Source organism: Desulfoconvexum algidum, from assembly GCF_055382125.1.
On record NZ_AP042394.1, the window covers coordinates 6,208,529 to 6,225,700 of the forward strand.

Annotated in this window: 16 protein-coding genes; 15 read left to right on the forward strand and 1 reads right to left on the reverse strand. The window is 46.4% G+C overall.

All coding sequences use genetic code 11. From position 1 onward, the window contains the following. Positions 1-85 precede the first annotated feature (85 nt). From ACZ45G_RS27945 to ACZ45G_RS27975, 7 genes are all read left to right on the forward strand, one after another. Entirely contained in the window at positions 86-676 is a 591-nt protein-coding gene (locus ACZ45G_RS27945; RefSeq protein ID WP_464173866.1) for an RNA polymerase sigma factor, read from the forward strand. Then, entirely contained in the window at positions 666-1,391 is a 726-nt protein-coding gene (locus tag ACZ45G_RS27950) for a hypothetical protein (RefSeq protein WP_464173867.1), read from the forward strand. Before ACZ45G_RS27945 ends, ACZ45G_RS27950 begins: the two co-directional genes overlap by 11 nt. Positions 1,392-1,594: 203 nt before the next feature. Continuing rightward, positions 1,595-3,325, forward strand: coding sequence for a YcaO-like family protein (locus ACZ45G_RS27955; RefSeq protein ID WP_464173868.1), 1,731 nt, complete (start codon positions 1,595-1,597; stop codon positions 3,323-3,325). Positions 3,326-3,529: 204 nt separating this feature from the next. Continuing rightward, positions 3,530-4,396 (forward strand): hypothetical protein, encoded by an 867-nt coding sequence (locus tag ACZ45G_RS27960; RefSeq protein WP_464173869.1) that lies wholly within the window; start codon positions 3,530-3,532, stop codon positions 4,394-4,396. 5 nt (positions 4,397-4,401) lie between these two features. Next, entirely contained in the window at positions 4,402-6,270 is a 1,869-nt protein-coding gene (locus ACZ45G_RS27965; protein ID WP_464173870.1) for a GNAT family N-acetyltransferase, read from the forward strand. 17 nt (positions 6,271-6,287) lie between these two features. Then, positions 6,288-6,632: a DsrE family protein gene (locus ACZ45G_RS27970; RefSeq protein ID WP_464173871.1), complete on the forward strand. Its 345-nt coding sequence runs from the start codon at positions 6,288-6,290 to the stop codon at positions 6,630-6,632. A 36-nt stretch (positions 6,633-6,668) separates the two neighbouring features. After that, positions 6,669-7,310: a LysE family translocator gene (locus ACZ45G_RS27975; protein WP_464173872.1), complete on the forward strand. Its 642-nt coding sequence runs from the start codon at positions 6,669-6,671 to the stop codon at positions 7,308-7,310. A gap of 28 nt (positions 7,311-7,338) precedes the next feature. Here ACZ45G_RS27975 and ACZ45G_RS27980 read toward each other — a convergent pair whose 3' ends face one another. After that, positions 7,339-8,364 (reverse strand): GGDEF domain-containing protein, encoded by a 1,026-nt coding sequence (locus ACZ45G_RS27980; protein ID WP_464173873.1) that lies wholly within the window; start codon positions 8,362-8,364, stop codon positions 7,339-7,341. A gap of 494 nt (positions 8,365-8,858) precedes the next feature. Here ACZ45G_RS27980 and ACZ45G_RS27985 point away from each other — a divergent pair, with 494 nt between their 5' ends. The 8 genes from ACZ45G_RS27985 to ACZ45G_RS28020 all read left to right on the forward strand — a co-directional run bounded on the left by ACZ45G_RS27985 (position 8,859) and on the right by ACZ45G_RS28020 (position 17,158). Beyond that, the gene (locus ACZ45G_RS27985; protein WP_464173874.1) at positions 8,859-9,620 is read left to right on the forward strand and encodes an IclR family transcriptional regulator; all 762 of its coding nucleotides are present in this window, start codon (positions 8,859-8,861) and stop codon (positions 9,618-9,620) included. 53 nt (positions 9,621-9,673) lie between these two features. Next, a complete protein-coding gene (panB, locus tag ACZ45G_RS27990; protein ID WP_464173875.1) occupies positions 9,674-10,507 on the forward strand; it encodes a 3-methyl-2-oxobutanoate hydroxymethyltransferase in 834 nt (277 codons plus the stop codon). Positions 10,508-10,638: 131 nt separating this feature from the next. Next, entirely contained in the window at positions 10,639-11,589 is a 951-nt protein-coding gene (locus ACZ45G_RS27995; RefSeq protein ID WP_464173876.1) for a hypothetical protein, read from the forward strand. 28 nt (positions 11,590-11,617) lie between these two features. Beyond that, entirely contained in the window at positions 11,618-12,862 is a 1,245-nt protein-coding gene (locus tag ACZ45G_RS28000) for a Glu/Leu/Phe/Val family dehydrogenase (protein WP_464173877.1), read from the forward strand. Positions 12,863-12,966: 104 nt separating this feature from the next. Beyond that, on the forward strand, positions 12,967-14,148 hold the full coding sequence (locus tag ACZ45G_RS28005) for a M24 family metallopeptidase (protein WP_464173878.1): 1,182 nt from the start codon (positions 12,967-12,969) through the stop codon (positions 14,146-14,148). A 36-nt stretch (positions 14,149-14,184) separates the two neighbouring features. Further along, positions 14,185-15,408 carry a M20 metallopeptidase family protein gene (locus tag ACZ45G_RS28010; RefSeq protein ID WP_464173879.1) on the forward strand — a complete coding sequence of 408 codons (1,224 nt, stop codon included), beginning with the start codon at positions 14,185-14,187 and terminating at the stop codon, positions 15,406-15,408. 58 nt (positions 15,409-15,466) lie between these two features. Next, positions 15,467-16,501 (forward strand): TRAP transporter substrate-binding protein DctP, encoded by a 1,035-nt coding sequence (gene dctP, locus ACZ45G_RS28015; RefSeq protein ID WP_464173880.1) that lies wholly within the window; start codon positions 15,467-15,469, stop codon positions 16,499-16,501. Positions 16,502-16,597: 96 nt separating this feature from the next. Next, on the forward strand, positions 16,598-17,158 hold the full coding sequence (locus ACZ45G_RS28020) for a TRAP transporter small permease (protein ID WP_464173881.1): 561 nt from the start codon (positions 16,598-16,600) through the stop codon (positions 17,156-17,158). The last annotated feature ends 14 nt before the right edge of the window (positions 17,159-17,172 follow it).

Here is a 17,172-nt window from a genome sequence, read left to right on the forward strand (position 1 = left end):
CACAAAAAAACGACCCTGGGCAATTGAATTGATCCATATTCTGATTACCTTAGAGAAACGAGGGGCAAAATCAGGAAATGATCAAATGGCAACCAAACAAACAGCACACAAAAATGCGTTTAAAGAGCTGACATACCCGCACATGAAACTCGTATATAATGTGGCCTTGAAATATACAGGCAATGTGTTTGATGCACAGGATATTGTCCAGGAGACCTATCTGATGGCATTTAACAAATTTCACCAGCTAAAGGAGCCTTCCAGGTGCAAGCCTTGGCTATTGAGAATACTGAGAAATAATTTTCTAAAAACCTGCCAAAAAGATAAAAACCGGCAGCAGCTGTCTGAAACCGATTATATTGACTTTTTGAAAAATCATATAAAACAAAAAAATGCAGAAGAACTGGTTGTGGATAAATCAGATATAAACATGCTCGAAGCCGCCATTACCAAACTTCCCCTAAGATACAGGGAAGTTTTGACCCTTTATTATATGGATGATATGCTTTACCGAGACATAGCCGATGCCCTTGACATCCCCATGGGAACCGTCATGTCCCGGTTGACCCGGGCAAGGGAAGGGTTAAAAAAAAATTTATTAAAACAGATGGGCCATACCAGATCCAAGATATTAAACATTAATTTTAAAGGGCAATATCCAAAACATGGAGTGTAACGAGTTTCATCACTGGCTTCGGACCCGTGTCCGAAATACCCCGGAGCCCCCCAAAGCAAGGGAACATCGGCTGAGATGCCCTGACTGCCAACAGCTTTATGATCTGGATACCCAGGCAGAAAAACAGATTGCCCGGGCATTTGCCAGCCAGGAATTGCCCCGGGACCTGGCAGGGCGAATAGACCATCACCTTGAAATGGCACCCTCTTTTTCCAACCGCTTTTTACCCAAACCGGGTCGCCTCAAATTTATAAGACCTCTCAAATATATAGGTTGGGCTGCCGGAATCGTGGTTCTGGTTATGATTCTGGTGAATATTTTTTCCTTGCAACCCGCTTCATTTAAAAGCCTGGAACAAATAAGCGATCAGGCAGTCATGGATCATTTAAAGGGAAACCAAAAAATTTCCTTTGACGCTGCCACCCTTTTTCAGGCTCTGGAAATGTTTAGAAAAGAACTGGGATTTAATGTATTGCTTCCAGACCTGGACGCCCAGGGGTGCTTCCTTGTGGGGGCGCGTCTCTGCGCATTGGGAAACTGCAGGGCTGCCTATTTTCTCATTGAAAAACAGGGTAAAAAGGGCTCCCTTTTTATCATGGCTGTTGATCATCTCGATTTTAAAATTTCCGATGGAACACGATTTGCTACAACCATCAAGGGGTGTGACACCCAGGTCTGGAAAGACAACGACCAGGTCTATGCCACGGTTTTTTAATCCCGGCCTTTTCACCGAACCTTCTTGACTTTTCTTAAAGAAATGTCAAATATCCTTCTTGAATTCTTATGATACATTGTTATATATATTCCCACAAAAACATATGCATTTATAGGCTTTACATTGGTTGAATTAATATCGGTTGATATACACGGGTTGATTCATGATAGGCAAGCTTAAATATTCCAAAGAAAGGTAGATCAATGGGTTATAAAATTCAATTAAAAGACGCGAAAAAAGGCTATACTTACGATCAGGACAAGATCATGTCTCCTTCAGATACCGTTAAACGGTTCAAAGAACGGACAGCAACTCTGAATCTGGACATTTTAAGTCAAACCCGGAGGATTGATAACGGCCGGCTGGATATCCCGGTTTTTTTTTCTGAATGCGGGGCAGATGCCAAACGGGTGACCGGCACCAACAAGCAGATGGGTAAAGGCGGAACCCCTGAGCAATCCGAGGCCAGTGCGGTCATGGAACTGGGCGAACGGTTCAGTTTTTTCTCCTTTATGAACAAGGAAGAAAATTTCATTTATGCCACCCCTGCTGAGCTGGGGGACAAGGGACTTGATTTTTCCCAGATCATAAAATCCGTCCATGACAAACGAGAAGATGCCCTCAAGGTCAAACCCATTTTTGATCGGCTCCCCCTTAAATGGACAAAGGGATACAATCTGACCCAAAAAAAGGAAGTTCTCATTCCCTTTAACTGGTTTTACATGATCAATGAATTCAATGGACCCAGTGCGGGAAACTGTACAGAGGAAGCCCTGAGCCAGGGGATCTGTGAATTGGTGGAACGCCATACCTCCTCCATTGTCAGCCATGAAACCCTAAAAGTCCCCGGTATCCGCCTGGATTCTTTTACCGATCCCCTTGTAATCGAACTCCTGGCAAAATACAAAGCACAGGGGATAGAGGTCTATGCCACTGATTTTTCCCTGGACACGGGTATTCCCACCATTGGTGTTCTGGCTTGGGATCCTGCCACCTTTCCCCAGATGAGTGAAATTGTCTGGACCGCCGGCACCTCTCCTGACCCCCAGAAAGCAATGGGCAGGGCGTTGACAGAGACAGCACAGCTGGCCGGTGATTTTAATACAGGGTCCAATTACATCGCCTCGGGCCTGCCCAAATTCACCGATATTGAGGATGCCCGTTTTATCACAAACCCGGATTCCATGGTGGACATGGAAGACTTGCCCAACCTTTCTTGCGACAATATCCGGGTTGAAGTGGAAAATTTACTCCAGACCCTGGCAGATAAAAATTTTGATATCCTGGCAATTGACACCATGCATGAAGGACTTGGGGTTTCTGCCTTTTATTCCATCATGCCCGGTGCCCATTTCAGGGAACGGGCCGTTGCCGCCAGTGTGGGTATGTTCTCGGCCCGGCTGATAACAGAAAGCCTGGACCCGGTCCATGCCCTGGACCGGCTGGATGAACTTGAACGCGCATTGCCCGGCCAATACTACACAAGTTTTTATAAGGGCCTCATGTTCAATGCCCTGTATGAGCATGAAAACGCATTGGCAGAATTTGAGGCCTGTCTTAAAAGGGAACCGACCCGGCTGAACCTGCCGGATATCTATTCCCACATGGGAACCTGCCTCAAGGACCTTGGGCTATATGAGCGTTCCCTTTCCACCTGTGAGAAGGGCCTGGCCATTGACAGCCAGCGCCCGGACATATTTAACACCATGGGGGTCTGCTGTTTCATGACAAAGGCCTATGAAAATGCCATTGGCCATTTTGAAAATGCCATTGAGGTGGACCCCTCCCTGGCCATTAATTATGCCAATATCGGATCAAGCTATCGAGAGTTGGGAGATATAACGCTTGCCATCAAATATTATGAGATGGCCCTTAAAATAGATCCTTCCATCACCTTTGCCAGGGAAAACATTGAAAAATTAAAGGACCAATAAAAAAACAAACCAGTTCATCATCGTTTCTGTGTATCCTCCAAGGGGCTTAATGAAACCTTTGATTGACGAATAACCGGTTATCTGTCAATATTTGTCCTGATAAATGCTAATTTTTATCATGAAGAACACGAAGAAACTTCTCTTCTTTTCCTTCATGCATCTTCATATTTTTCATGGTGGATACCGAACAGGCAATGGAAAAAAATGGACCTGATCCTGAATATTTTTACCCGTATATTTGATCCGGCCCGGCAATTCTGGGAAAAAGAAACCACCCACAAGGCTGTGTCTGGCCTGCTGGTGCTGACCTTTCTTTTGGCCCTTGGGGCCATTGAGCTCAATCGCCAGGGGCTGCTGCCAAAATTCCTGGGACAAGTCCTTCCCCAGAGCCATTACATGGCCATAAACCTGGCATTTACCCTGGTGCTGATACTCGAAGTTCTGGGCATGATATTCACCCTGCCAGCTTCCCTGTCCCGGGCCCTGGGCAAGCAGTTTGAAATCCTTGCCCTGATCTTCCTGAGAAATGCCTTCAAGGAATTGGCTGTTCTGCCGGAACCCATTTCCCTAAGCCACCACCATGAGGTCCTCTGGCACATCCTCTCCTACGGGTTTGGCGCGGTTGCTATTTTTGCCCTGTTGGGAATCTATTCCGGAATGCTCAAAAAGATAGATGAAACCCTGACCCCGGGTCCTTCCCTGGACCGGTTCATCGCCGCAAAGAAAGCCGTGGCCCTGACCATGCTGGCTATTTTTATCGGCATGGGTTTTTATAATGGCCAGCTCTTTTTTTCAGGGAACCCGGTGTTTCATTTTTTTCAATACTTTTACACCGTGCTGATTTTTTCCGACATTCTGCTGGTACTGATTGCCCAGTCTTTTCTTCCGGAATTTCCAGCGGTTTTCAGAAACTCCGGATACGCCCTGGCCACATTATTGATCCGGCTTTCCCTAACGGCCCCGGCCTATTATAACGTATTAATAGGTCTTTCATCGGTGATATTGGCAGTCTTGATCACCCTGGTGTACAATCAATTTTATACCCATCAAAACCTGATAACAAAAAGGTAACCCATATGTTTAAAAAGAAAATTCCCTCCTGGAAAAAAGATACCGTGACCACAGATGCGGTATTAAAAAAAATAAAGCCTGGCATGCATATTTTCATCGGAACCGGCACCGCAGAACCCCGAACCCTGGTAAATGCCATCATGACCGCCGAGGGGTACCACCTGGATGACCTGACCCTGATCCAATTGCTCAGTTTTGGAGATGCCATTTCCTTTAAGGCTCTGGAATCCAAACGCTACCGTCTTAGAACCTTTTTTTCGGGCTGGGTCTCGGCCGAAGCCATTACCGCAGGTCAGGTGGACATGATCCCCTCAAGATTTTCTGCCATCCCGGCTCTGATGCAGGAAGGCCAGGTCCCCATTGATGTGGCCTTTGTCCAGATCACCCCGCCCAATGAGGCCGGGTTTTGCAGCCTGGGCGTTGGGGTGGATGTGGCAAGACGGGCCATGGCCCATGCCGATCTGATTGTGGGAGAGGTCAATGAAGCGATCCCCTTTACCCTGGGGGACACCTTTGTGAACATAAATGACTTTCATATGCTGGTGGAAGCCAAGGTGCCGCCCTTTTATTTTCCCAGGTACCCGGTAGAACCGGTCTTTGAACGAATTGCCGAAAATATCGCCTCGGTCATTGAGGACGGATCCTGCCTGGCCTTTACCTTTGGGCCCATTTTTGAAGCCTTGGCTAAATGCCTGTCCCGAAAGCGAGACCTGGGCATCCACACGCCTTTTTTCACCGATGCCCTCATGGAACTTGTGAAAAGCGGAGCCGTCACCAACCGCCAAAAAGGGATGTTCCGGGGAAGATCCTTGACCGCCTATGCCCTGGGCAGCAAGGAACTCATGCAATGGCTGGATAAAAACCCCATGGTGGAGTTCCAGAGCATTGACAAGGTGTTCAACCCCATGGAAATAGGACGGAACCGGCGGTTTGTCATGATCCTTCCGGTCCGCCGGGTGGATCTGTCCGGCCGGGTGGCCCTGCACAACAGCTCTGCCAATGTTTCGGCAGGCCCGGGACAGATTGCCGACTTTCTCAACGGGGCTGAAATTTCCCCGGGCGGATATACCATTGTGGCCCTGCCCAGCCGGAACCGGGAAGGCACCCCCAATATCCGGCTCTTTCTGGATGATTCCCCGGATCTGCTGAGTCTGCCGGAATCCGTTGACCTTGTGGTCACGGAACAGGGGGTGGCACATCTCCGTGGCCGGACCCTGAGAGAACGGGCCCAGGCCCTCATAGAAATTGCCCATCCAGAAGACCGGCCCGGGTTGGTGGATGGCGGAAAAATGGAAAAACTACTTTACCCGGATCAAATATTTTTGGCGGACAGCGCTCATTTCTACCCGGCTGAGATTGCAATCCAGCACCGCTTCAAAAACGATCTCCATGTCTATTTTAGGGCCATTAAACCATCGGATGAAGACCAGATGCGCAGACTGTTCTACCGATTTTCAGACAAGGCCATTTATTACCGATATTTTTCCCCCATTAAAACCATGCCCCACACAAAAATGCAGGCCTATGTCAATATAAACTACCAGGACATTCTCTCGGTGGTGGGTCAGGTGGGAGAACCCGGCCAGCGCACCATTATTGCCGAAGCCAGAATTGCCAAATACCCGAACAAACCCTATATGGATGTTGCCTTTGTTGTGGATGAAGAATACCAGGGCCATGGCATTGCCACCTTTTTATACCAGATGCTGGCCCGGCTTGCCAAGGAACGGGGAGCTGTAACCATGACCGCAGATGTTCTCTCCTCCAACCGGACCATGCTCAAGGTTTTTGAAAAAGGACTTTTTCCGGTAACGGCAAAACTCGAAGGAGGGGCCTATGCCCTGAGTATTGATCTAACCCGGACCAACCCCTAAAAAGGAGAGAAATTAAGATGACCGAAAAAACACATTTGTATCTGCTCTGGACCAATGACAATAAAATGACCGCCGAAAAAATGGTCTTCATGTATACGGTGAACGCCCTGACACAGGGGTGGTGGGAAGAGGTGACCCTGATCATCTGGGGGGCCACGGCCAAACTGGCAGCAGAAGACAAACAGATACAAAAGATGATTCAAGATGCCATTGAAAAAGGGGTCCATGTAACTGCCTGCAAAGCCTGTACAGACCAGTTGGAGGTGACGCCCATCATTGAGGCCTTGGGGGTTGAAGTCATTTACTGGGGAGTTCCCCTTACAGACCTCTTAAAAAATAATGAGACCCTGTTAACCATTTAATCTGAACGAAGGAATACGCCGGAAAGGAGTATTAGCATGTCCCTTGAATCATGGCTCTTATACCTGTCTTTTGTTTTCATTGCCACAGCCACACCCGGGCCGGCAGTATTTTTCATCATGACAAAATCCAGCCTCCATGGATGGAAAAAAGCCAGTTTTTCCGCCCTGGGAAATATTTGCGGCCTGTTTATCCTGGGGCTAATTGCCGTCACCGGACTTGGGGCCGTTCTGAAGGCATCTGAACCCCTCTTCAATCTGGTCAAATACGCCGGAGCAGCCTACCTGATTTATCTGGGCCTCGTTCAATTTTTTCAACGACCACATCATAGACTTGAGTCAATTGATCCTTTAAAAAGCAAAGGAAAAACACCTGAAATTCCCTCTAAAATATTTATCCAGGCCCTTGGGGTGGCCATCAGCAACCCCAAGGCCATTGTGTTCCTGACCGCCCTTTTTCCCCAGTTCATCCTTATTGACCAGGCATTGATTCCCCAATTCATGCGACTGGTGATGACCCTCATGGCATTTTCATTCTCTTTTCTTATGTTCTATGCTTTTGTGGCTCACACAGCAAAAAACTGGCTGGCAGCCCCCGCCAGGCGGAAATGGTTCAGCAGAGCCAGCGGGTCCGCTTTTATCGGATTCGGGGTTCTCATGGCAGCATCCTCCAGGCAATAAGAATGGCCTGGCTTAATACTTTAGGTCCTTAGTGATCCTGGGTAACAACCTGGTTTCGACCAGAAGTTTTTGCCACATACAAGGCATCGTCTGCCCGTTTGATCATTGCCTCTCCCGATTCATTCATGGCATAGATGGAGATCCCCATGGAGACCGTAATAGACCCCATGCTCTCGCCGGATTCCTTGAGTTTCCACTCCTTGGTCGACAACCCCTTTTGTATTTTTCCGGCCACAGCACCGGCCCCCGCAAGATCGCTCTCGGGCAGGAGGATTAAAAACTCTTCCCCCCCGTATCTGGCGGCAATATCATTTCGCCGCAGCTGTTTTTTTAAAATATTGGAGATTCCCCTGAGCAGACTGTCCCCCACCAGATGGCCATAGGTGTCGTTGACCTTTTTAAAATGATCAATATCTAACATTATGATTGAAAAAGGGATATTGTTCTGTTTTGCCCGTATCCGTTCCAGCTCAAATCGTTTTTCAAGTCCCCTCCGGTTAATCAGCCCGGTCAGGGAATCCGTGTGAGCTTCCTGCTGAGATTTTTCCAATTCCCGATGAAGCTGCTGCAACTCTGACGAGGAAATCTTCATCCGACTTTGGAGGTTAGAGCCTGATTTTATAAGGGCCTTGGTCTCCAGGACCATCTGATCAATAATCCTTTTAGCGCCTTCAAAATCCCGAACCTCGAGAATTTCTTCTGAAAGCCCCCTTAGGATGGTTCCATGACCGGAAAGATCGCCTTCGGTCTCCAGCACATGGCTGGTAATTTCCCTGAGCATGAGGTTGATCTTGGTCAATAACTTACTAATAACAATCCTGTCCCCATCGGCCACAAATTTCTGGTACAAAATTTCCATATTATTGCAGGTGAGGGGGGTGGCAGATTCAATTGCAGAATCAATGGTTTTTTTTAACTTCGGGTTCTTTCCCGACACATACTCGTACCAGACCGTATAGTTAACAGGACTTGCCGGCTGTTTATATTTTACAAGATAGCCCAGGGCGAGCCTTAAATATTCACCAGCCTTGTCTTTATCTTCAGAATAATTCATGGTGTTTCCAAATTATAGTTTCTATTGTGAAGATAATCATTTTCACAGATATACTTTTCTGTCAAGTTTAGAAGAAATACTCAAATCCACCGCCTAATTTTATGCAGACCAGTCCATAGGAAATTCGGGGGATTTTTCTCTTGGCTGTAGCCTATTTCAAACGGGTTTAGCTTTTTCTGAGCTCAAGCATCTGATAGCCCCTTAGATCAAAAATCTTTTGATGCAAATACCCATGGTAGAGAAGGAATCATCCGTTTGAATGCCTGGGGCCAATGGAAAGGGTTCCCGCCACCATGGGGTTCATCCGCATACCCAGGCCATGAGAAGACCAAAACAAATAGACATCACCTGCACCATAAATTTGTGGTGTCGCTCAAGGGACGATGGTCAAAATGTTATCCTTGACAAACGGGAATTCTTATAGTTTAATCATTTGTGTAACACATTGAGACCAATCGTCACACATAGTGAACAAACTTTGAAGGAGAGGGATTATGGCCACCGATAAAAAATATTTTTTTATCAGCTCACTTGCAAAAGGACTTGATGTTCTGGAGCTTCTTGCTGAAAAAGGAGAACTCAGCGTAAGTGAGGTCGCGCGTCATCTCGGACAGAACAGAACCGGAAGTCATCGCTTTTTAGCTACTCTCAAAGAACTTGGTTATGTTGAACAAAATCAGGACAACAAATATCACCTGACATTTAAGATGCTTGAATTTGGAATGAAACGTTCCAACCGTTTGGGGATAAAAAATATTGCACTCCCTTATATGAAAACACTTTCCACAGCTTTTGGCGAAACCATTAATCTGGGAGTCAGAGACGGCTATAATATTTTCCATTTGGAAAAAATTGACAGTAAAGAAATTCTTCGTGTGGATTCTCCAATCGGCTCTTCTGCGCCGGTTTATTGCTCAGCTCTTGGAAAAACGATTGTTGCTTTCTTGGATTCGGACGAGCTTGCCTCTCTTTTGTCTGCCGTTGAGTTCACGCCCATGGGACCCAACTGCATATCTTCGGTTGATGAACTGAAAAAGGAATTGGAAAAGGTCAGAAAACAGGGGTTTGCTGTGGATGATGAGGAATTGGTGTCAGGGCTAAGATGTGTTGCGGCACCCGTGTTCGATAATACCGGAGCCGTACCCTATGCCATAAGTGTTTCAGGGCCTACAACAAGATTGACAAAAAAACGCGTGGATGAAGTTCAGAAAAAACTAAAACAGGTTTGTCATGAACTTTCCAGGCAACTGGGATAATTGAATTAATACGCCAAACAACAATATTAAATCAAATAGAAAAAAGGATATTTATGAAAAAGAAACTATCGAGTCTTGATTTACAAAAGATGAAAAATGAAGGAGAAAAGGCAGCATGGATCACATCCTATGATTACTGGACTGCAAATTTTGCAGAACAGGCCGGGATTGACATGATTCTTGTGGGGGATTCTCTTGGAATGTGCATATACGGTTATGAGGGAACCATCCCCGTAACAATGGATCAGTGCATCTACCACAGTGAAGGGGTAAGACGCGGTGCTTCAAAAACATTTATAGTTGGCGACATGCCTTTTCTTTCCTACCAGGTATCGGTTGAAGATGCGGTGAGGAATGCAGGAAGATTTTACAAAGAGGCCGGAGTCGATGCCATCAAACTTGAAGGTGGCAAAAGGGTCTGCCCTCAGATAAAGGCGATTACAGACGGCGGTATGCTGGTCATGGGGCATATTGGTCTCACCCCCCAGAGTTCCGGTCAGCAGGGTGGTTTCAAAGCCCAGGGCAGAACTGCGGAAACAGCAAACCAATTGATTGAAGATGCAAAGGCAATTCAGGAAGCCGGTGCCTTTGCCCTTCTGGTGGAAGCGGTTCCGCCTGAAGTTTGCAAAATCATCAAAGACACATTGAAGATCCCTGTTTATAGCATTGGGGCCGGAGTCGATGCTGACGGGCAGCTCATGATTTGCAGCGATGTCCTGGGTATCTTCCAGGCCTTTACACCCAAATTTGTTAAAAAGTATGAAAATCTTGGGGAAAAAACAATAAAAGCCTTCACAGAATATATCAACGACACAAAAAATAAGCGTTTTCCGGAAGATAAGCACACCTACAAAATGGTTGAAGGAGAGCTTGAAAAACTCAAATAGCCATAAATTTTGAACCATTCGCCCTGTATAAAGTGTTATCCAGGTGTTTATGGTCGGTATCTTTAAGATATTACATATCATCGACTGAGTTCGCAATTAAAAGAATTTAATTAAAAAAAAGGAAAATTATTATGTCAGCAGTATTAAAAACCATACGGGATTTCATGGAAAAAGAAGGGATTCCTGGGCGCGACGGACATGCACTGGAAGCATCGGAAAAAACATTTCCCGATGGGGCACAATGGCGAATTGAAATCGCTGGTGTTGAAAGGGCCTCCACCATGGCGGCCATGATTGATGAAGCGAAAAAAAGAAATGTGATGGTGCATAGAGCGGTTGCTACGGTTGGGGGCTCAACCTATTGTGATTTTCAAGAGCTCAAAGACATGGCCAAAATGGCAAAGGATGCAGGAATCGAAGTGGTTATGACCACAGGGCATAGAAAAGCCTGGGACGTAGGCTCCAAGGAATTGTCCAATAAAGAAGGGGTCATGCAGGCATTCCGGCTCAGGGGATCTGATTCAATGTCCCTTCACATTGCAGATATCATGAGAAATATAGAAGCTGGCTTTCGTGGGTTTCTCGTATATGACGAAGGCGTTCTATCCATCTTAAATAAAATGAGAGACGAAGGGGTGATTCCCAAAGAATGTTTTTTCAAATGGTCTGTTTTTGCCGGATACTGCAGCGCAGCCGGTGCAAAAGTGGTTGAAAAAATGGGGGTCAATTCCCTAAATCCCATTTCAGATGTATCCCTTCCCATTTTATCAGGCATGCGTAAAGCAATTGATATTCCAATGGATGTTTATGTTATCATTGTCGATGAGTTCGGCGGAATGTACCGTGCCTATGAAACCCCTGAAATTGCAAAAGTTGCTTCTCCTGTTTATTTTAAAATAGAGCCTGGAACATCCGAGGCAGATATTTACAAACCTTGGGTAACTGAAGAATTCCATGACAATCTTATCCGGGAAAAAGTAAAAATGGCATCCGTTATCCAAGAACTCATGGCCAAACATGCCCCTGAATTGAAAACCTCACCAAAGGGTGCCAAAGACCTTGTAATGTGTGTGACAGAATAAAAGCAGAATAAAAGAAGGATAAAAAAAAATGAATAACGACAGTGTTTTCCAGGTTGCAATAAATACGCTGAATAATGCAGGAAAAATCGGTAATATCGATGAAAGAGTGCTTGACGTACTCCAGGCACCCAAGAGAATCTATCAGTTCCGGATTCCCATGAAACTTGACAATGGCTCTTTTGAGGTATTTCAGGCATATCGTGTCCACTATTGTGATGCCCTGGGTCCGTGCCGAAACGGTACGCGAATCAGACCCGCCCTTACCCTGGATGAAATTAAAGCCTTGGGTCTGTTTATGACAATCAAACATTGCGCTGCAGATATTCCTGCCGGTGGTGCAAAGGGCGGTATTAAGGCAGATCCGTCCAAATTAACAGAAAATGAGATGGAACGTCTGGTTCGCGCTTTTGTCCGTAATCTCACACCCAAAGGCCCATGGACGGATGTTCCCGGTGCTGATATCGGTACCGGAGAGCAGGCCATGGCATGGATGCTTGATGAGTACGAACAGATCACCGGCATTCACTGCCCTGCTGCCATTAATGACAAACCGCCCATTCTCGGCGGTTCGTTGGGAGGGGAAGCCGCCACAGGTCTGGGGGTTTTTATTGTCCTCATGGCTGCTGCCCATGATATTGAAATGGATGTGACAAAGGCCAGTGCCGCAGTTCAGGGTTTTGGCCAGGTCGGGTCCGTTCTTGCTTCGCTCCTTTGCAAAGAAGGCTGTAAAATCAAAGCGATCAGTGATGTGTACGGCGGAATTTATGCAGAAGCAGGCATTGATATTGAAAGCTTAAAAGAACATGTTGCAGCCACAGGAAAGGTGTCAGGCTTTGCCGGCTCAAAAGAGATCACAAATGACGAACTTTTTGCCCTGGATTGTGACATCCTAGTTCCTGCAGCAGTTCAGAATGTGATTCACAAGGGCAATGCAGGTGATATAAAAGCGAAATTGATTGTGGAAGGCGCCAACGGTCCCGTAACAACAGAGGCAGACGCGCTTCTTACGGCAAAGGGTGTTACGATTGCACCGGATGTGGTTGCCAACAGCGGCGGCGCAACGGTATGCCATTTTGAGAGAACCCAGGGGCTTTCCGATCAGTACTGGGATCTTGAAACGGTTAACGCAAAGCTTGAAACCCGGATACTCAAAGCATATCACGATGCCGCTGACACTGCCCGGGAGTTCAAAGTTTCCTCTTTGAGAACCGGCGCCTGGATTCATGCCTTGCAAAAACTTGAAAAAGCCATGAAATTTAGAGGCTGGGTATAGGCGAAGGCTGGTATTAGGATCTGGTGATAATTTTATATGGGTAATTGCCGGGAAAAAAAGTTCCGGCAATTATCCATCATAGAACCGCTATCTTTTAGGAGAGAATGAAAATGCTAATTTTTAAAAAAACTGAATATCTCTTAAGGCTAGAAAAAATAAAAGAACAGATGGAAATCAAAGGGTTGGATCTTCTTGTTCTGGCAGACCCTGCCAACATGAACTATACCACAGGGTACGATGGATGGTCTTTTTATGTCCCCCAGGTTGTTCTTGTTATCAAAGACGAGGCACAGCCCCTGTGGATAGGCCGCGGGATGGATGCAGCAGGCGCCCGGTTGACAACCTTTCTCAAACAGGAAAACATACAGGGATACCCTGACGATTATGTTCAGTCCCTTGTAAAACATCCGATGCATTATGTGGCCGACATCATAAAACAACACAGATGGGCAGACAAAAAGATCGGTGTTGAGATGGATGCATATTATTTTTCAGCAAGGGCTTTTCAGGAATTAGAAAAAAGCCTTCCCAATGCCGTGTTTACGGATGCAACACTCCTTGTGAACTGGGTAAGGCTAATAAAGTCCAATGATGAAATCAGCATTATGCAGCAGGCAGGAAAAATCGCTGAAATTGTGATGCAGACCGCCCTTGATAATTTGTCACCCGGTACCCGGGAATGTGATGCCGTGGCAAAGGTCTACCAGGCACAAATTTCCGGGACAAAGGAATTTGGCGGGGATTACCCTTCCATTGTCCCCATGATGCCCACCGGTGTAAAAACCACTGCCCCACATCTTACCTGGACCGATGATCCCTATGAAAATGAGCAGGCAGTCAATCTGGAACTTGCGGGCTGCAAAAACAGATATCACTGCCCCATTGCCAGAACTGCATACCTTGGTAAAAATCCATCCCCTAAGCTGTCAAACATTGCGGATGTTACCGTGGCGGGGCTCAATCTTACGCTGGATGCCATAAAACCGGGAATGCTCTGTGAAGATGTGGAACTGATCTGGCGAAATCATATCGCAAAGCATGGATTTGAAAAGGAATCCAGAATCGGCTATGCCATGGGGCTTAACTATCCTCCCGACTGGGGTGAGCATACTGCCAGCCTTCGGCCTGGCGATAAAACCGTGCTGAAACCCAATATGACATTTCACATGATTCTGGGAATGTGGATGGACAATTACGGTTTTGAATGTTCGGAATCCTTTAGGGTAACGGAAAACGGCGCCATAACCTTTGCCTCCTTTGACCGGAAATTATTTATTATTGAGTAACTAGTCGGCAATAAAAATAAGGAAACAGATATTCCCATGGATCATATAAAAAAATCAGACCCCATACCAGAGATCCTATCTGATTGTATACAAAACCGGATCATTGATCTGAAATCAGAACTCATTGACCTGCGGCGTGATTTTCACATGTACCCGGAACTGGGATTCCAGGAATTTCGAACGGCCCAGAAGATTGAAGTCTATCTTCAAGCCCTTGGGTTTGAAACCCATCGTATAGCTGGAACCGGAGTGGTAGCCCTCCTTGACAGTGGCAAACCTGGGGCCGTTCTCATGCTCCGATCTGATATGGATGCTCTGCCCGTAACCGAAGTGAGTGAAAAGGACTACAAATCAAAGAATGAAGGCGTCATGCACGCCTGCGGTCATGATTCCCACATGGCCATGCTGCTGGTTGCGGCCCGGGTGCTCAAAGAGAACAAGGCCTCCCTTACCGGGCAGATCAAATTTGTATTCCAGCCCGATGAAGAGGTGGCCGGTGCTATTCGGCTGGTCGAAGAAGGGGTACTTGAAAATCCCCGTGTGGACGGTGTCATGGGCATTCACATCTGGAGCCTGATCCCCTCGGGAAGAGTCTCCATCTCCCCAGGCGTGGTCATGGGCGGGCTGGATGTGTTTAAGGTCAGGGTAACTGGCAAAGGTGGGCATACCGGCTACCCCCACGAAGCAATTGATCCTGTAATAGCGGCTTCCAGTATTATCCAGACGGTCCAGACCATCCAGACCCGGGAGATGGATGCACAAAAGCCCACCATCATTATGTTCGGTAAAATCCAGGCGGGGAAAAAAGCCAATATCATTCCGGAAGAGGTCTACATGGAAGGCACCATCCGGTTTCTCCATACCTTTGATCCGGATTCATCGGATAACCCCACCCAAAAGTTCATTCGGATCTGTGAAGGAATCTGCCAGGCACACCAATGTACCTGTGAGATTGAAATTGAGCATGAAAACATCCCCCTGGTAAATGATGAAAAAATGGTGAGACTGGCAAAGCAAACGGCGGCCCAGGTATTTGGCAGCCCTGATATTATTGAATCCGGTAAATATATTGCCAGTGAGGATTTTAGCGAATTTTCATCCCGGGTCCCCGGGGTGTTTATTTTTCTGGGTTGTGCCAACAAGGAGAAAGAAACACAATTTCCGCTGCACAATTCCAGATTTAATATTGATGAGGACGTTTTGACAAAAGGAGTAGAGTTGCATGTGAAAGGCGCTTTGGAATTTTTAAAAGAGAAATGATTTCACGCGTTCTTCGCCTATAACCAGAACATTAACCCACGGAAAAAGGAGTCGAACAATGAAAAAAAAGTTGAGCCTAACAGTGGTAAAAACATTTTTGGCAAGCATTCTGCTGATTGCAGTAACAAGCATGAATCTGTACGCAGAGGAGTGGAAGTATGCCATGGGAGAGGGCGTCAATGACCCCCAGGGTATTTATGCAACCGCTTTTAAGAGCTTTATAGAGGAAAATTCCAGGCATACAATTAAAATCTACCCCGTGGGAAGCCTCGGTGAAGAGACCGATATGATGGAGCAGACCATAGCGGGTATCCTGCAGTTTTTGGGACAGTCAACCGGCTACATGGGGGGAACAATTTCTGAAATGGATCTGTTCACTCTGCCCTATGTGATGCCGACAGATACCAAGCAGCTGGATTATTTTTTCAAAAATTCAAAAGTGATTAACGAGATGCTTCCGCCGATCTTCCTTAAACACGGACTTGAGCTACTCTCTATTTTCCCTGAAGGTGAGATGGCAGTGACCACCTTTGAGCCGTTTCACTCCCCGCAAGATTTGAAGGGCAAAAAAATGCGGGTTATGCCCGGCTCTCCGATTCTGGTTGAGACATATAAAGCCTTTGGTGCGTCACCGGTTCCCATGACCTGGGGTGATCTGATCGGTGCCCTTAAAACCAATATGGTGGATGGTCAAGAAAATCCAACCGTGTGGATTGAAGCATATGGCCTGGATAATTTGACAAAAGTATTGACCTATACCGGCCACGGACACTTCAATGCATCTGCATCTGCAAATAAAAAATTTTTCAACGAACTGGGCGACAGGGATAAAAAACTGATTCGTAAGGCTGCTGACCATGCACACCAGGTTATTTTAAAAGAGGCCGAAAGACTTGATGCTTATGGCATCGGTCGTATCGTCAGGACCAACCCGGAGTTTAAAATTGTGACCCTCACAGAAAGCGAACGTGCCCCCTTTAGAAAAGCGGCAACAGCGGTACAGGAATCTTTTGCCTCCAAGAGCGATTCAAACAAAAAAATATTGGATCAAATGATGGTGGATCTAAAAGAAGCTGAGGCAAAAACAAAATAATAAACCCACAGAGGATCGCAAAATAGATTGAGCCGTTATAGCCTGATCTATTTTGCGATCCAGGTTTGAGACCCAATTTACGATTCGGGAGAAAAAATGACTGAGGCAGCAAAAGATAAGGGAAATCCTGTACTAAACGCGCTCGATTTCATTGATATGCAAATCAGCAAGCTTGAGGGCGTCATGCTGGCTGTCGGAGTGATCGCAATGACGATCAATACCATTGCCGCAGTGGTCAGCCGGTTTGTGTTTAATAATGCCATTACCGTCACAGATGAACTGAACGTCATATTCATCGTTTTGGTGACCTATGCCGGATTAAGTTATGCCGCCCGAAATGGCCGTCATATAAGGATGTCTGCCATTTATGATGCCCTGCCGAAAAAGATACGCAAGGTTTTGATGATTGTGATGACCTCGGTGACGTCTGCGTTCATGTTTTTTCTTGCCTTTTATTCCTACCGCTATATTGCCGAGGTGTATGAGAGCGGCCGAATTCTGCCGGCCTTGGGACTGCCTGTATTCTATATCTATTTATGGGTGCCTTTCGGTTTTATTATGACAGGACTGCAGTATGCGTTTACGGCGGTTAGAAACCTGACACAAAACGATGTCTATCTTTCTACCCATATTAAAGACGGATATACCGACACCTAAAAATGATAGTGAGA

What these genes read in the sequence shown, in the direction of transcription:
- ACZ45G_RS27975 (WP_464173872.1), top strand. Translation starts at nt 6,669, where the DNA reads ATGTCCCTTGAATCATGGCTCTTATACCTGTCTTTTGTTTTCATTGCC.
- ACZ45G_RS27955 (WP_464173868.1), top strand. Translation starts at nt 1,595, where the DNA reads ATGGGTTATAAAATTCAATTAAAAGACGCGAAAAAAGGCTATACTTAC.
- ACZ45G_RS27985 (WP_464173874.1), top strand. Translation starts at nt 8,859, where the DNA reads ATGGCCACCGATAAAAAATATTTTTTTATCAGCTCACTTGCAAAAGGA.
- ACZ45G_RS28010 (WP_464173879.1), top strand. Translation starts at nt 14,185, where the DNA reads ATGGATCATATAAAAAAATCAGACCCCATACCAGAGATCCTATCTGAT.
- ACZ45G_RS27965 (WP_464173870.1), top strand. Translation starts at nt 4,402, where the DNA reads ATGTTTAAAAAGAAAATTCCCTCCTGGAAAAAAGATACCGTGACCACA.
- ACZ45G_RS27960 (WP_464173869.1), top strand. Translation starts at nt 3,530, where the DNA reads ATGGACCTGATCCTGAATATTTTTACCCGTATATTTGATCCGGCCCGG.
- ACZ45G_RS27950 (WP_464173867.1), top strand. Translation starts at nt 666, where the DNA reads ATGGAGTGTAACGAGTTTCATCACTGGCTTCGGACCCGTGTCCGAAAT.
- panB (WP_464173875.1), top strand. Translation starts at nt 9,674, where the DNA reads ATGAAAAAGAAACTATCGAGTCTTGATTTACAAAAGATGAAAAATGAA.
- ACZ45G_RS28005 (WP_464173878.1), top strand. Translation starts at nt 12,967, where the DNA reads ATGAAAATGCTAATTTTTAAAAAAACTGAATATCTCTTAAGGCTAGAA.
- ACZ45G_RS27980 (WP_464173873.1), bottom strand. Translation starts at nt 8,364, where the DNA reads ATGAATTATTCTGAAGATAAAGACAAGGCTGGTGAATATTTAAGGCTC.
- ACZ45G_RS27995 (WP_464173876.1), top strand. Translation starts at nt 10,639, where the DNA reads ATGTCAGCAGTATTAAAAACCATACGGGATTTCATGGAAAAAGAAGGG.
- ACZ45G_RS28000 (WP_464173877.1), top strand. Translation starts at nt 11,618, where the DNA reads ATGAATAACGACAGTGTTTTCCAGGTTGCAATAAATACGCTGAATAAT.
- dctP (WP_464173880.1), top strand. Translation starts at nt 15,467, where the DNA reads ATGAAAAAAAAGTTGAGCCTAACAGTGGTAAAAACATTTTTGGCAAGC.
- ACZ45G_RS27945 (WP_464173866.1), top strand. Translation starts at nt 86, where the DNA reads ATGGCAACCAAACAAACAGCACACAAAAATGCGTTTAAAGAGCTGACA.
- ACZ45G_RS28020 (WP_464173881.1), top strand. Translation starts at nt 16,598, where the DNA reads ATGACTGAGGCAGCAAAAGATAAGGGAAATCCTGTACTAAACGCGCTC.
- ACZ45G_RS27970 (WP_464173871.1), top strand. Translation starts at nt 6,288, where the DNA reads ATGACCGAAAAAACACATTTGTATCTGCTCTGGACCAATGACAATAAA.